Here is a 12350-nt window from a genome sequence, read left to right as displayed (position 1 = left end):
TATGCTGATTGTGGTTTCCCCGGCCAAGACGCTGGACTACGAGTCGCCGCTGGTGACTTCCCGTTTCACCCAACCCGAGCTGCTGGACCACTCCGCCGAGCTGATCGGCCGGGCCCGCCAGCTGAGCCCGGACCAGATCGCCAGCCTGATGAAGATCAGCGACAAGCTGGCCGGCCTCAATGCCGCCCGCTTTGCCGACTGGCAACCCGACTTCAGCCCGGCCAACGCCCGCCAGGCGCTGCTGGCCTTCAAGGGGGATGTCTACACTGGGCTGGCGGTGGAGGATTTCAGCGAGGCAGATCTCGACTTCGCCCAGGCACACTTGCGCATGCTCTCCGGTCTCTACGGGGTGCTGCGTCCGCTCGATCTGATGATGCCTTACCGGCTGGAGATGGGGATCCGCCTCGACAACGGGCGTGGCAAGGACCTCTACCAGTTCTGGGGCGACATCATCACCGCCCACCTGAATAAGGCGCTGGCCGCTCAGGGAGACGAGGTGCTGATCAATCTCGCCTCCGACGAGTACTTCAAGTCGGTACGTCCCAAGGCCCTGCAGGGGCGCATCATCACGCCGGTGTTCAAGGACGAGAAGAACGGCCAGTTCAAGATCATCAGCTTCTACGCCAAGAAGGCGCGCGGCATGATGGCCCGTCACATCATCAAGCACAGACTCACCAAGGTGGAGCAGCTGACCGGGTTCAACGCCGATGGCTACTACTTCGTAGCGGAAGAGTCCGACGCCAATACCCTGATGTTCAAACGCGCTGAAAATTAATTACAACCCGAGGGAACCAAATTCAGGATCCCCAAGTCTGAATAGGTGAATCCTCTGTTGTAAGCACTTTTTATTGGCCGACGTTTATACGTCGGCTTTTTTCTTTTCTGGCCCCCGTCGAGTGGGCAGCAGATAGCACAACGGCCATCCGGAGATGGCCGTTGTGGCGGGCAGGCTTACTTCTTTTTCTTCTTGGCCGACTTCTTCTTGTCGTCCTTCGGCTTTTTCTTCTTCACCGGCACCCGCGCTTCCTTGTGTTTGGGGCGCAGTTCGTCGATCACCCGACGCTTGAGGCGCTCTTCGGTGTAACGCTCGATCTTGGCGACCATCGCCATGTCGTGGGCTTCCACCAGGCTGATGGCGCAACCACGGTTGCCGGCACGGCCGGTGCGGCCGATCCGGTGGACGTAGACATCGGCGCCGTAGGGCATGTCATAGTTGATGACATGGCTGACGTTGGGCAGGTCGATGCCGCGGGCGGCCACGTCGGTGGCGATGAGGAAGGGCACTTCCCCTTCATGGAACTTGCGGATCGACTCGATGCGCTTGCTCTGCTCCATCTCGCCGCGGATCCAGGCGCAGGAGACGCCAGCCGCCTGCAGCTGACCGGACAGCTCCGCCAGCCGCTCACGGGTCTTGACGAAGATGATGGCTTTCTGGGTCTCGGGATCTTTCAGGATGTGCACCAGCAGGGCCAGCTTGTGAGCGGCATCGTCGGCTAGGTGCACCCACTGGGTGATGGGGCGACGTTCGCTGCGGGGCGGCTCGGCGTGCAGCTCCACCGGCTCCTTCAGGATATCGTTGGCGAACTTCTCGAGACCGGCCCCTTCCAGGGTGGCGGAGAACAGCATGGTGTGCTTGCGATAACGCGCCTCTTCCACGATGCGGTTCACATCCTTGATGAAGCCCATGTCCAGCATGCGGTCCGCCTCGTCCAGCACCAGCACCTCGATGTCGTGGCTCTCGAACTCCTCTTTCTCGATGTACTCGAGCAGACGACCCGGGGTGGCCACCACGATGTCGGTGGTTTTGGTCAGGGCCGGCAGTTGCTCTTCATGGCTGACGCCGCCGATGATGGTCTCGATGCTGAGGTTGGTGTGAGCCGCCAGCGCCTTGGCGTGGGCGGTGACCTGCAGCGCCAGCTCGCGGGTCGGGGTCAGCACCAGCATGCGGCACGGGCCCGGCTTGCGGCGCGGGAAGTCCAGCAGGTGCTGCAGGGCTGGCAGCAGGAAGGCAGCGGTCTTGCCGGTACCGGTCGGGGCGGATGCCAGAATATCGCGGCCGTCCAGGGCTGGCTCCAGCACCATCTGCTGAATGGTGGTGGGGCGGGTGAAACCCATCTCGGCCAAGGCCCGGTTGAGGGCTGGATTCAGGTCGAAATCATCAAAGGACTGGCTCATGGCAATACTCGGTCATTAAGGAAACGGCAGATTATAGGCGATTATGTCGTCGGCTCCTATGGCGACTGTGGCTTAGTCGCTATAATCGCCGACCATTTTCTGCGGCGCTGGCACAGGACGGGAGTCGGATGGGACGAAACAGCGGTTTTACCTTCAAGCAATTTCACGTCGCGCACGATCGCTGCGCCATGAAAGTCGGCACCGATGGCATCCTGCTCGGCGCCTGGGCACCTGTCACCAACGCCCGCCGGGTGCTCGACATTGGCAGCGGCAGCGGCCTCATCGCCCTGATGCTGGCCCAGCGCAGCCCTGCCGACTGCCGCATCGATGCGGTAGAGCTGGATAGCAATGCAGCCCGGCAGGCTCGCGAGAATGCGGCAGCCTCCCCCTGGCATGGGCGGATCACCGTCATCGAGAGTGCCATTCAAACCTATCAGGCCGCCCCTTACGATCTCATCGTCTCCAACCCGCCCTACTTCGTGGCTGGCCAGTCATTTCGCGATCCGGCCAGGGCATTGGCACGTCATACCGGCGGCCTCGACAGCCGGGATCTGCTGGCCGCCTGTGACCGACTATTGGCCCCCAGCGGCGAGGTTGCGCTGGTCGTGCCAACGGCCATGGCCGATGAAATTTTATGCATCTCGGCAGATTATGATCTGCACGCCGTTTGTTATACAGCTGTTATCACCAGAGCGGAAAAAGAGGCAAATCGTGTTTTATTGCGACTTGGTAGAGTATTAAACAAGTGTGAGCAGGGTGAAATTGTGATCCATTCTGCTGATGGAACCTATTCCGACAGATACATCCAACTAACCAGCCCCTTCTATTTGAAGATGTAAATTTCGTCTTGAACTATTTTTTCACGCCATTATGCTGACTCCTAAACGAGCGCCCGCTCAAGACCAGCTCAAACCACTGGTTGCGATGAAAAAACAAGCGGGACTCCTTTTTTTTACCCCTGAACAATATCGGTCACTGACCAATAAAAAACTATAACAAGCAATAGTTTACAAGACAGACGAGGTTGAACTTGACGAAATCACTCACATTGTCCGACGTGCTCGGATTGGGCTTCATGACCTTCGCCTTCTATCTGGGCGCCGGCAACATCATCTTCCCGCCACTGGCCGGTTACATGGCAGGTGAGCACCTCTCTCTTGCCATGCTGGGTTTCCTGGTCACTGCCGTCGGTCTGCCCCTCATCACCATCATCGCCGTCGCCAAGGCAGGCAACGGCTGGGCCGGCATGACCAAGCTGCTGCCGGCCGGCGTCGCCACCGCACTGGCCGTCGCCATCTACATCATCATCGGTCCGGCCTTCGCAGCCCCCCGTACCGGGCTGGTAGCCTACGAAATGGGCCTCAAGCCTTTCATCGGTGACATGGGGCAGGCCGGTCTGGCGGCCTATACCGTACTGTTCTTCGGCGTGGCCATCCTGGTCTCCATGAATCAGGGCAAGCTGATGGATGCCATCGGCAAATACCTGACCCCGGTGCTGATGCTGTTGCTGCTGACCCTGGCCATCGGTGTGTTCGTCGCCCCTCAAGGTGATATGCCGGCCTCTTCCGGTGACTATCAGAACGGCCCCTTCGTGAAAGGGATCCTGGAAGGCTACAACACCATGGACACCCTGGCGTCCCTGATGTTTGGCGCCCTGATCGTCGACCTGCTGCGTCAGAAAGGCATTCATGACTACCAGAGCCAGTTCAAGTACCTGGCCATTGCCGGCATCATCTCCGCCATCGGTCTGTCCGTGGTCTACGTCTCCCTGTTCCAGCTGGGCAACACCGCAGCCGGTGTCGCCACCGACATCAGCAACGGCGGCGCCATCGTCAACGCCTACGTGTTGAGCCTGTTTGGTCAGCCGGGTCAGTTCATCCTGGCCGCCATCATCACCCTGGCCTGTTTCACCACCGCCGTGGGCCTGATCTCCGCCTGCTCCGACTTCTTCCACAACTTGACCGGCATGAGCTACAAGAAGCTGGTGGTGTTGCTGGGGGTCATCTGCGCCGTGGTCGCCAACGTGGGTCTGAGCCAGCTCATCAGTCTCTCCATCCCGGTGCTGGTCGCCATCTACCCGGTTGCCGTGGCACTGGTGCTGGTCACCTTCCTGAAGGGTTACTTCGGTCGCCCGCGCCTGGTGTTCCGCGCCGTGCTGATGGTTGCCTTCCTGTTCGGCTGCCTGGACGGTCTGGGCGCCGCCGGCATGAAGATGGATGCATTTGCCTTCCTGCCGCTGTTCGACAAGGGCCTGGCCTGGCTGCTGCCGACACTGCTGGCCTGTGGCCTCGGCATGGCGGTACGCTCCGGCGAGAAACTGGCTGCCGAAGCCGCCTGATTTCACTCCCGCCCATCTCAAAGAGCCTGCCTTGCGCAGGCTCTTTTGTTTGTCTGCCAACAGCCTTTTACCACCCGTTACCCCTTTCCTGCTGCCAGCCCCCTGCCGCCATGCCGACCGCCTTCACTGCTGCCAACCGCTGGCTAATCGGTGATTTATTCTGGCCAATTAAATTGTTTCAAGATATTAATATGTGATTGAGATCAAATTTCTCTTCTTTATGCTCAGAAGAGTGCTCCTTTATCGATGTGCTCATCGTGGAGGAGAGGGAAGCATTGTTATCCGGTTATCTGCCAGGCAGTGGGTGCAATCAACAAGAACAAGCTGATAAGGCAGATGAGGTCAGGTTTGACGAAATCACTGAAGTTGTCCGACGTATTCGGACTGGGTTTTATGACGTTTGCTTTCTATCTGGGGGCAGGCAACATCATTTTTCCACCGCTCGCCGGTTTCATGGCCGGTGAACATTTGATGCCAGCCATGGTCGGCTTTCTGCTGACGGCGGTGGGTCTCCCTCTGCTGACGCTGGTCGCCGTTGCCAGAGGCAGCGCCGGACAAGGCAGCAGCGGCTGGACGGCGATGACCCGCTATCTGCCGACCTGGGCGGCCACGGCGCTGGCCATCGCCATCTACATCATCATGGGGCCGGCCTTTGCCACCCCCCGCACCGGGCTGGTGGCTTATGAAATGGGGCTCAAACCCTGGCTCGGCGAAGCCGGCCAACACGGGCTGCTGCTCTACAGCCTGCTCTTCTTCGCGCTGGTGATCCTGGTATCGCTGGATCGGGGCAGGCTGCTCGATGCGGTGGGCAAGTACATGACGCCTGTCTTGATGGTAATGTTGCTGATCCTGGCGGTCGGGGTCTTGGTTGACCCGCAAGGCACCCTGCCAGAGGCCAGCGGTGACTACACGGATACGCCGCTCATCAAGGGGATGCTGGAAGGGTACAACACCATGGATACCCTCGGCTCGCTGATGTTCGGTGCCCTCATCATCGGTCTGCTGCAACGCAGGGGCATCGAGGACTACCCGAGCCAGTTCAAGTACCTGACCATCGCGGGCCTCATCTCGGCAGTTGGCCTCTCGGCGGTCTACATCTCCCTGTTCTACCTGGGCAACAGCGCGGCGGGCGTGGTGACCAACGTCGACAATGGCGGCGCCATCGTCAACGCCTATGTATTGAGCCTGTTCGGCCACTACGGCCAGTTGATCCTGGCCGCCATCATCACCCTGGCCTGCTTCACCAGCGCAGTCGGCCTGCTCTGCGCCAGCGCCGACTACTTCCACGGTCTGGCCGGCTGGACATACCGCAAGTGGGTACTGCTGATGGGGTGTGTCTCCATCCTAGTGGCCAACGTCGGGCTGAGTCAGCTCATCAGCCTCTCCATCCCGGTGTTGGTCGCCATCTACCCGGTCGCCATCGCACTGGTGCTGGTGACCTTTGTGCAGGGCTACTTCGGCCGGCCACAGCTGGCGTTTCGCGCCGTGCTGTTGGTGGCGTTTCTATTCGGCTGTCTGGACGGGCTGGGCGCGGCCGGCATGCAGATGGATGCGTTCGCCTTCCTGCCGCTGTTCGACAAGGGGCTGGCTTGGCTGCTGCCCACCCTGCTGACCTGCGGCTTCGGCATGTTGCTGCGCCCCCGCGAAGATCTGGCCGCCGAAGCGGCCTGATCAACCGGGCGACCAACGACAAGAGGCCAGCATCAGCTGGCCTCTTGCATTGCATCTGTCACCCTGGCTGCTACAGCAGCGGGTCTACCTGCTTGGGTCTGCCTGCCAGACCATACCAATGGGCCTCAACCCGCCCGGCATGCCACTCAAAGGTGCCCCAGGGCTGGTCTGCCTGCCAGCGCGGAAAGTTCACCACCACCCGGTTGTCTTCGTACTTGTAGAGCGAGGTGGTGATCTGGAGATCAGACAGGATGAGCAGCAGGGCCCAACCGATGAAGAACCATTTCAGCGCTTTCCACATAGGGTTACTCGAAACAGATCTCGATGGTGGCACGACCATAATCTGATTCGAATGGCATCATGATCTTGGTGCCATCGGCGCGATGGGTGATGGTGTGATTGGGGCCGGAGACGATGATGGGGGTCGCCATGTCGAACTCATACCCCTTCTCCCCCAGCATGCGCTTGGCGCCGCCGGTCACCATGTTGGTGATCTCGCCCACCATGTCGGTCACTTCTTCATTGATGGTGGCCGGAGCCTCGCCCAGCATCCGGCGCATGATCTCCAGCGCCAGCCCCTTCTCGAAGCTGATAGAGAGCGAGCCACGGGTCTGCGGGCCGACCATGCCGATGAGACCAGAGACATCGCCACGCGCCAGCTCGTCCATCTTGCGTTTGGGTTTGCCCGGCTTGAGCTCGAGCTGTGCCATGGTGGAGAGCACATTGAGCAGGGAGAGCAGGAACGGGTTTACAAAATCAGCCTTCATGTTGACTTCCTACGGTGGGCGTACAGCGAGCACATTGGCCATGTGCCTCTATTGTCTTATTGGTAATAGTAAAGCCATGCAAGTGGGCTTGCTCGGAAAACGCGCCATCGATCGCCGAGTCATGCAACTCGACCACCTCGCCACACCGATCGCAGATGAGCAGTTGCATCGGGTGGGCATGATCGAAGTGACAGCAGAAAATGAAGGCGTTGAGCGACTCCACCTTGTGGGCAAAGCCCTGTTCGAGCAGAAAATCCAATGCCCGATAAACGGTTGGCGGCTTGGCATGGGCCTCGGTCTGCTGCAACTGGGCCAACAGATCATAGGCGCTGATGGCATTGCCGTGGGCAGCCAGCAGCCTGAACACCTGACGCCGGGTAGGGGTGAAGCGGATCCCGCGTTGTTCGCAGAGTCGTTCGGCTCGTAGTAAAAGTTGGTCTTGATTCATGATCACGCAATTACCCTTTTTATTAGCCGGATACTATCACAGGGCCCCCTTTGACGCGGTGACAAAATTCATTTTCTGGGGCTGCCTCACGTTGTGGTAAAATCCGCCCCCTTTGTTTAGCCAACCCGGATGATTTTTATGCAGGCGCAGCGTTTTTCCATCGCCCCCATGCTGGACTGGACCGATCGGCATTGCCGTTATTTCCATCGTCTGATGACTCGCCAGACCTTGCTTTATACCGAGATGGTGACCACCGGCGCCATCATCCACGGCAAGGGAGATTATCTGGGTTACAGCGAGCAGGAGCACCCCATCTCCCTCCAGCTAGGAGGCAGCAATCCGGCCGATCTGGCGCGCTGCGCCAAACTGGCCGAGGAGCGCGGCTATGACGAGGTGAACATCAACGTCGGCTGTCCCTCTGATCGGGTGCAAAACGGCCGCTTTGGTGCCTGCCTGATGGGCGAGCCAGCCTTGGTGGCTGACTGCGTCAAGGCGATGCGCGATGTGGTCGATATCCCGGTGACGGTGAAGACCCGCATCGGTATCGACGATCAGGATTCCTACGAATTTCTGCAGGCCTTTATCGAACAGGTACGCGATGCCGGTTGCGACACCTTCATCGTCCATGCCCGCAAGGCGTGGCTGAGTGGCCTGAGCCCCAAGGAAAACCGCGAGATCCCGCCGCTCGATTATCCCCGCGTCTATCGGGTCAAACAGGATTACCCGGATCTCACCATCGCCATCAACGGCGGCGTTACCTCCATGGAGCAGACCCTCGAACATCTGCAACACCTGGATGGCGTCATGATGGGGCGCGAAGCCTATCAGAATCCCTACATTCTGGCGCAGGTGGACAATCTGGTATTCGGCCAGAACCACGCCGTGCCGAGCCGCCACGAGGTGGTGCGGATGATGCTGCCCTATATCGAGCAGGAGCTGGCCAAGGGCAACTATCTCTCCCACATGACCCGCCACATGCTGGGGCTGTTCCAGAACATGCAGGGGGCTCGCGCCTGGCGCCGCCATCTGAGTGAAAACGCCTGCAAGCCGGGAGCGGATATCCAGGTGGTGCTGGATGCCATGGCCAAGGTGCCGGAATTCGCCACCACGGAGACGGTGGAGTAACCATGTACCGTTTCACCGGCTCCTGGCTGCACAAGGCCATCGTCCGGCTCTGCGCCGGCCTGCTCGCCATTCTGGGCATCAAACTCAGCGCCTTCTACTTCCTCGGCTTGCTCATCGTGCTGGGGCTGCATCGGGATCAGCTGCTCGGCTGAGTTAGCCCCACGTCGTCGACCAATAAAAAAACCGGCAACACCCAGTGTTGCCGGTTTTTTTATTGTCTCTTCAGCCTCGCTAATCGCCTTTGTCCACGAACTGCAGCTCGGGCGCTCTGGACGTCAACACATCGGCGCAATAATCCCAGGTCGAGATGCGGTAGTGCTGCAGATCCTCGTCCAGATGTAGACCATCCGACTCCTGATGGAACCAGCTGGCAAATCGGGACGGGGTGATGAGCTGGATCTGCTCCTCGATGGCATGGCTATCCTTGCCCTCCGCCAGATCACAATCCTCCATCACCCGCACTGCGTAGATATGCCGGAAATAGACCCGACAGAGGATTTGCGGCGGCAGATCGATGCTGCGAGCCCTGCCCAGCATGATGGTGAGGGAGTCGCTCCAGATATCCTGATGAAGTTCGGCCACAACCAGACCAGGGGGGAGTTGGCGGGACGGAGCCCAAGGTACGGCAACCTGCCGAATGGCATTTTTCTGTTCCATCATCCACCTCACTACGGCGCACGCCATATCTTGAGTGTATCTGAAACAATTTCCGCTGACGATGGCAATAAAAAACCCGGCTGGCGCCGGGTTTTTGGGGATTACTTGACGGCGTCTTTGAGCGCCTTGCCTGCCACAAAGGACGGCACATTCGCGGCTGCAATCTGGATCTCTTTACCAGTTTGCGGATTGCGACCGGTACGGCCAGCACGATGGTTCACCTTGAAGGTGCCAAAACCCACCAACTGCACAGCATCACCTTCTTTCAGGCTCTGGGTAATACCATTGATGATCTCTTCCAGAGCGACTTTGGCCTGAGCTTTGCTCAGATCTGCTTTGGCTGCAATTGCATCGACAAGTTGAGCTTTGTTCATAACATTTCCTTTATGATCGGGCATTTAGCACCGGGCCACTCTATTCAAAAAAAAACACTCAGGCAAAGGCTTTATCAGCCGGATTGGCTTGAATGCTGGGGTTTTCATCAAGATCTGCGGAAATAGTCACATATCTCGCCCCTTCGTGATCGTAATTGACGGGAAGAGGAGAGCAAATGATGGTGCCTTGTAACCAAAACGCCACCCGGTGTAACAATATCCCCATGCCCCTATTGACGGTCAACTGGATTTTCCCTAGTTATAGGAGGGTGTCGTCAGTCAATAAAAAGGCCGGAGGCCCGTCACGATAGCACTCCATGCCTATGCCCCACGGAGGGACTATGTTAACTGAACTGGAACAAACCAAACGCGCATTGGCAGGAAAGCACAGAGCTATCGACGACTGGCTGGATGCCAGGCAGGCATTGCTGGTCGAGTACATGCGGCTTGCCGGACTGACTCCCGCCCGCACCAAGCAGCGTTCGCTGCCCGGCCATGTGGAACTGCAAGGCTTCTGTGAACGCCTGGTCGACTACGTCAGCGCCGGACACTTCGAGATCTACAACCATGTGGTGACCGCCTTCGAACAGGCCAGCGGCGACAAGCTGGAACTGGCGAAACGCATCTACCCCCACATCCGGGCCTGCACCGAGTTCGCGCTGGAGTTCAACGACAAGTACAGCAATGCCGATGAGGCTCAGCTGCTGTTGCTGGATGAGGATCTTAACCAGCTGGGCCCCGTGCTGGAAGATCGCTTCAAGCAGGAAGATCGGCTGATCAAGGCACTGCAGGTCGTGGAGTCACTCAGCACCCAGCAGGTTTGATATCCAATTTCGGAGCCAGTTCAAGATCCTGATGTGCAAGGTGCATTACACTCTATGTCATGACCTTTAGCTCCAATTCCTATTGCTGACAGGAGATGAGAATGTCCGAGCGTCGCCGTTTTTCACGGATCCTCTACTTGACCATGGCCGACCTCGTCCAGGGAGATAAGAAATGGCGGACCCAGCTGGTGGATATCTCCCTGCAGGGCGCCCTGTTGATCCGGCCCGATGACTGGGAAAGTCACGACAACAAAGAGTATTCACTCAGCTTTGTGCTGAGCGGCAGCGACATCGAGATCAAGATGCAGGTCATGCTGACCCATGAAGCCAGCAAGAAGCTGGGGTTCTACTGCCATCACATCGACATCGACAGCGCTACCCACCTCAAGCGGATGATCGAGCTCAACGTCGGCGATGAAGACTTGCTGCACCGGGAGCTGGAGCAGCTGCTGAGCGAACATCTCGAACACCCTCACCCCTGAGCGGTATACCCGATGTAAAAAGGAGCGCCATTGCGCTCCTTTTTATTGCCAGCCTGCGGCCACTATGCCGATTACAAGGCCTCCAGGGCATCGGCCAGTTTCTTGACCGGCACCACTTCCATGCCTTCGATGGGATGCTTGGGCGCGTTGGCGTGCGGCACTATGGCCCGGCGGAAGCCATGCTTGGCGGCCTCCTGCAACCGCTCCTGGCCGGAGGGCACGGGCCGGATCTCGCCAGACAGCCCCACTTCCCCGAACACCACCAGATCCTTGGGCAGGGATTGATCCCGGAAACTGGAGACCATGGAGAGCAGCAGAGCCAGATCCGCGCTGGTCTCTTCGACCTTGACCCCGCCGACCACGTTGATGAAGACATCCTGATCCGCCATCTGCAGGCCGCCGTGACGATGCAGCACCGCCAGCAACATGGCGAGACGGTTGTGATCCATCCCCACCGCTACCCGGCGCGGGTTGGAGAGCTGGGAGTAATCCACCAGCGCCTGCAGTTCCACCAGCAGGGGACGGGTACCCTCCCAGATCACCATCACCACCGACCCCGGCGCCTGCTCTTCACCGCGGCTGAGGAAGATGGCGGAAGGGTTGCTCACCTCCCGCATCCCCTGCCCGGTCATGGCGAAGACACCGAGCTCGTTGACCGCCCCGAAGCGGTTCTTGTGGGAGCGCAGGGTCCGGAAGCGGGAATCGTGGCCGCCATCGAGCAGCACGGAGCAGTCGATGCAGTGCTCCAGTACCTTGGGGCCGGCCAGGGTGCCATCCTTGGTCACGTGGCCCACCATGAAGATGGCGACGTGATTCTGTTTGGCATAGCGGGTCAGCAGGGCGGCGGCTTCCCGCACCTGAGATACGGAACCCGGCGCCGACTGCACATCCGCCACATGCATCACCTGGATGGAGTCGATGACCATGATCTGCGGCTGCTCCTGCTGGGCAATCAGGCAGATCTGCTCGACCGAGGTCTCCGACAGCATGCGCAGCTTGTCGGTCGGCAGGCCGAGGCGCGAGGCCCGCATCGCCACCTGCTGCAACGACTCCTCGCCGGTGACATAGAGGGTCTTCATCCGCTCCGCCAGACCGCACATGGTCTGCAGCAGCAGGGTCGACTTGCCCGCCCCCGGGTTGCCACCGATCAGGATTGCCGAGCCCGGCACCACCCCGCCACCCAGGACCCGGTCCAGCTCCTTGAAACCGGAGGAGAAACGGGGGATTTCGGTGGTGGCGATCTCCGCCAGCGTCTGCACCTGGCTGCCGATGGCGCCGGCATAACCGGTATAGCGGGCGCTCTTGCCCGGGGTCACCGAGCCGAGGCGCACCTCGCTGATGGTGTTCCACTCCTTGCACTCACTGCACTGGCCCTGCCAGCGTGTGAAGTCGGCGCCACATTCGGTACAAACATAGGCAGTTTTGTTTTTGGCCATGGATAACTCGGGGACAGGATGAATTCCTGCTTGATATACTTGTTTGCGACCGA

16 protein-coding genes are annotated in these 12350 nt (G+C 59.4%); 8 read left to right on the top strand and 8 right to left on the bottom strand.

What is annotated here, in order from left to right:
- Position 1: 1 nt before the first annotated feature.
- A complete protein-coding gene (yaaA, locus tag ACB032_RS10995) occupies positions 2-775 on the top strand; it encodes a peroxide stress protein YaaA (RefSeq protein ID WP_011707391.1) in 774 nt (257 codons plus the stop codon).
- Between the two features lie 176 nt (positions 776-951).
- On the opposite strand, the gene srmB is transcribed toward yaaA, so the two are convergent.
- Positions 952-2175, bottom strand: a complete 1224-nt coding sequence (gene srmB, locus ACB032_RS10990) for an ATP-dependent RNA helicase SrmB (RefSeq protein WP_016351974.1) — start codon at positions 2173-2175, stop codon at positions 952-954.
- A 128-nt stretch (positions 2176-2303) separates the two neighbouring features.
- Here srmB and ACB032_RS10985 point away from each other — a divergent pair, with 128 nt between their 5' ends.
- The 3 genes from ACB032_RS10985 to brnQ (ACB032_RS10975) all read left to right on the top strand — a co-directional run bounded on the left by ACB032_RS10985 (position 2304) and on the right by brnQ (ACB032_RS10975) (position 6184).
- On the top strand, positions 2304-3014 hold the full coding sequence (locus ACB032_RS10985; protein WP_371137925.1) for a tRNA1(Val) (adenine(37)-N6)-methyltransferase: 711 nt from the start codon (positions 2304-2306) through the stop codon (positions 3012-3014).
- Between the two features lie 191 nt (positions 3015-3205).
- Positions 3206-4513 carry a branched-chain amino acid transport system II carrier protein gene (gene brnQ / locus ACB032_RS10980; RefSeq protein WP_011707394.1) on the top strand — a complete coding sequence of 436 codons (1308 nt, stop codon included), beginning with the start codon at positions 3206-3208 and terminating at the stop codon, positions 4511-4513.
- A 393-nt stretch (positions 4514-4906) separates the two neighbouring features.
- Positions 4907-6184, top strand: coding sequence for a branched-chain amino acid transport system II carrier protein (gene brnQ, locus ACB032_RS10975; RefSeq protein WP_065475653.1), 1278 nt, complete (start codon positions 4907-4909; stop codon positions 6182-6184).
- Positions 6185-6254: 70 nt separating this feature from the next.
- On the opposite strand, the gene ACB032_RS10970 is transcribed toward brnQ (ACB032_RS10975), so the two are convergent.
- The 3 genes from ACB032_RS10970 to zur are packed head-to-tail and all read right to left on the bottom strand — an operon-like array spanning position 6255 to position 7399.
- Positions 6255-6485 carry a hypothetical protein gene (locus ACB032_RS10970; RefSeq protein ID WP_029304812.1) on the bottom strand — a complete coding sequence of 77 codons (231 nt, stop codon included), beginning with the start codon at positions 6483-6485 and terminating at the stop codon, positions 6255-6257.
- Positions 6486-6489: 4 nt separating this feature from the next.
- Positions 6490-6951: a chemotaxis protein CheX gene (locus ACB032_RS10965; RefSeq protein ID WP_016351979.1), complete on the bottom strand. Its 462-nt coding sequence runs from the start codon at positions 6949-6951 to the stop codon at positions 6490-6492.
- The gene (gene zur / locus ACB032_RS10960) at positions 6941-7399 is read right to left on the bottom strand and encodes a zinc uptake transcriptional repressor Zur (protein ID WP_029302181.1); all 459 of its coding nucleotides are present in this window, start codon (positions 7397-7399) and stop codon (positions 6941-6943) included. The genes ACB032_RS10965 and zur overlap by 11 nt, the downstream gene beginning before the upstream one ends.
- A 138-nt stretch (positions 7400-7537) precedes the next feature.
- On the opposite strand from zur, the gene dusA reads away from it, so the two are divergent.
- On the top strand, positions 7538-8524 hold the full coding sequence (gene dusA, locus ACB032_RS10955; protein ID WP_371137924.1) for a tRNA dihydrouridine(20/20a) synthase DusA: 987 nt from the start codon (positions 7538-7540) through the stop codon (positions 8522-8524).
- A 2-nt stretch (positions 8525-8526) separates the two neighbouring features.
- Entirely contained in the window at positions 8527-8676 is a 150-nt protein-coding gene (locus ACB032_RS10950; RefSeq protein ID WP_011707400.1) for a hypothetical protein, read from the top strand.
- 79 nt (positions 8677-8755) lie between these two features.
- On the opposite strand, the gene ACB032_RS10945 is transcribed toward ACB032_RS10950, so the two are convergent.
- From ACB032_RS10945 to ACB032_RS10935, 3 genes are all read right to left on the bottom strand, one after another.
- Entirely contained in the window at positions 8756-9181 is a 426-nt protein-coding gene (locus tag ACB032_RS10945) for a hypothetical protein (RefSeq protein ID WP_011707401.1), read from the bottom strand.
- Between the two features lie 101 nt (positions 9182-9282).
- A complete protein-coding gene (gene hupA / locus ACB032_RS10940) occupies positions 9283-9555 on the bottom strand; it encodes a nucleoid-associated protein HU-alpha (protein ID WP_005305063.1) in 273 nt (90 codons plus the stop codon).
- Positions 9556-9613: 58 nt separating this feature from the next.
- Positions 9614-9799 (bottom strand): hypothetical protein, encoded by a 186-nt coding sequence (locus tag ACB032_RS10935; RefSeq protein WP_130631666.1) that lies wholly within the window; start codon positions 9797-9799, stop codon positions 9614-9616.
- A gap of 97 nt (positions 9800-9896) precedes the next feature.
- Here ACB032_RS10935 and ACB032_RS10930 point away from each other — a divergent pair, with 97 nt between their 5' ends.
- Positions 9897-10379 (top strand): Rsd/AlgQ family anti-sigma factor, encoded by a 483-nt coding sequence (locus tag ACB032_RS10930; protein WP_045525486.1) that lies wholly within the window; start codon positions 9897-9899, stop codon positions 10377-10379.
- 101 nt (positions 10380-10480) lie between these two features.
- The gene (locus ACB032_RS10925; RefSeq protein WP_011707404.1) at positions 10481-10861 is read left to right on the top strand and encodes a PilZ domain-containing protein; all 381 of its coding nucleotides are present in this window, start codon (positions 10481-10483) and stop codon (positions 10859-10861) included.
- Positions 10862-10932: 71 nt separating this feature from the next.
- On the opposite strand, the gene radA is transcribed toward ACB032_RS10925, so the two are convergent.
- Positions 10933-12297 carry a DNA repair protein RadA gene (gene radA, locus ACB032_RS10920; RefSeq protein ID WP_011707405.1) on the bottom strand — a complete coding sequence of 455 codons (1365 nt, stop codon included), beginning with the start codon at positions 12295-12297 and terminating at the stop codon, positions 10933-10935.
- Positions 12298-12350: the final 53 nt, after the last annotated feature.

This window comes from Aeromonas sp. S5(2024), from assembly GCF_041403025.1.
Taxonomy (GTDB): Bacteria; Pseudomonadota; Gammaproteobacteria; order Enterobacterales; family Aeromonadaceae; genus Aeromonas; species Aeromonas hydrophila.
Note: the sequence above shows the minus strand (reverse complement) of the source record. Positions and strands in the feature narration are given on the sequence as shown.

Bases quoted from the DNA above. Each gene is read 5' to 3' on its own strand.
- yaaA (WP_011707391.1), top strand. From the start codon at position 2: ATGCTGATTGTGGTTTCCCCGGCCAAGACGCTGGACTACGAGTCGCCG.
- srmB (WP_016351974.1), bottom strand. From the start codon at position 2,175: ATGAGCCAGTCCTTTGATGATTTCGACCTGAATCCAGCCCTCAACCGG.
- ACB032_RS10985 (WP_371137925.1), top strand. From the start codon at position 2,304: ATGGGACGAAACAGCGGTTTTACCTTCAAGCAATTTCACGTCGCGCAC.
- brnQ (WP_065475653.1), top strand. From the start codon at position 4,907: ATGACGTTTGCTTTCTATCTGGGGGCAGGCAACATCATTTTTCCACCG.
- ACB032_RS10970 (WP_029304812.1), bottom strand. From the start codon at position 6,485: ATGTGGAAAGCGCTGAAATGGTTCTTCATCGGTTGGGCCCTGCTGCTC.
- ACB032_RS10965 (WP_016351979.1), bottom strand. From the start codon at position 6,951: ATGAAGGCTGATTTTGTAAACCCGTTCCTGCTCTCCCTGCTCAATGTG.
- zur (WP_029302181.1), bottom strand. From the start codon at position 7,399: ATGAATCAAGACCAACTTTTACTACGAGCCGAACGACTCTGCGAACAA.
- dusA (WP_371137924.1), top strand. From the start codon at position 7,538: ATGCAGGCGCAGCGTTTTTCCATCGCCCCCATGCTGGACTGGACCGAT.
- ACB032_RS10950 (WP_011707400.1), top strand. From the start codon at position 8,527: ATGTACCGTTTCACCGGCTCCTGGCTGCACAAGGCCATCGTCCGGCTC.
- ACB032_RS10945 (WP_011707401.1), bottom strand. From the start codon at position 9,181: ATGGAACAGAAAAATGCCATTCGGCAGGTTGCCGTACCTTGGGCTCCG.
- hupA (WP_005305063.1), bottom strand. From the start codon at position 9,555: ATGAACAAAGCTCAACTTGTCGATGCAATTGCAGCCAAAGCAGATCTG.
- ACB032_RS10930 (WP_045525486.1), top strand. From the start codon at position 9,897: ATGTTAACTGAACTGGAACAAACCAAACGCGCATTGGCAGGAAAGCAC.
- ACB032_RS10925 (WP_011707404.1), top strand. From the start codon at position 10,481: ATGTCCGAGCGTCGCCGTTTTTCACGGATCCTCTACTTGACCATGGCC.
- radA (WP_011707405.1), bottom strand. From the start codon at position 12,297: ATGGCCAAAAACAAAACTGCCTATGTTTGTACCGAATGTGGCGCCGAC.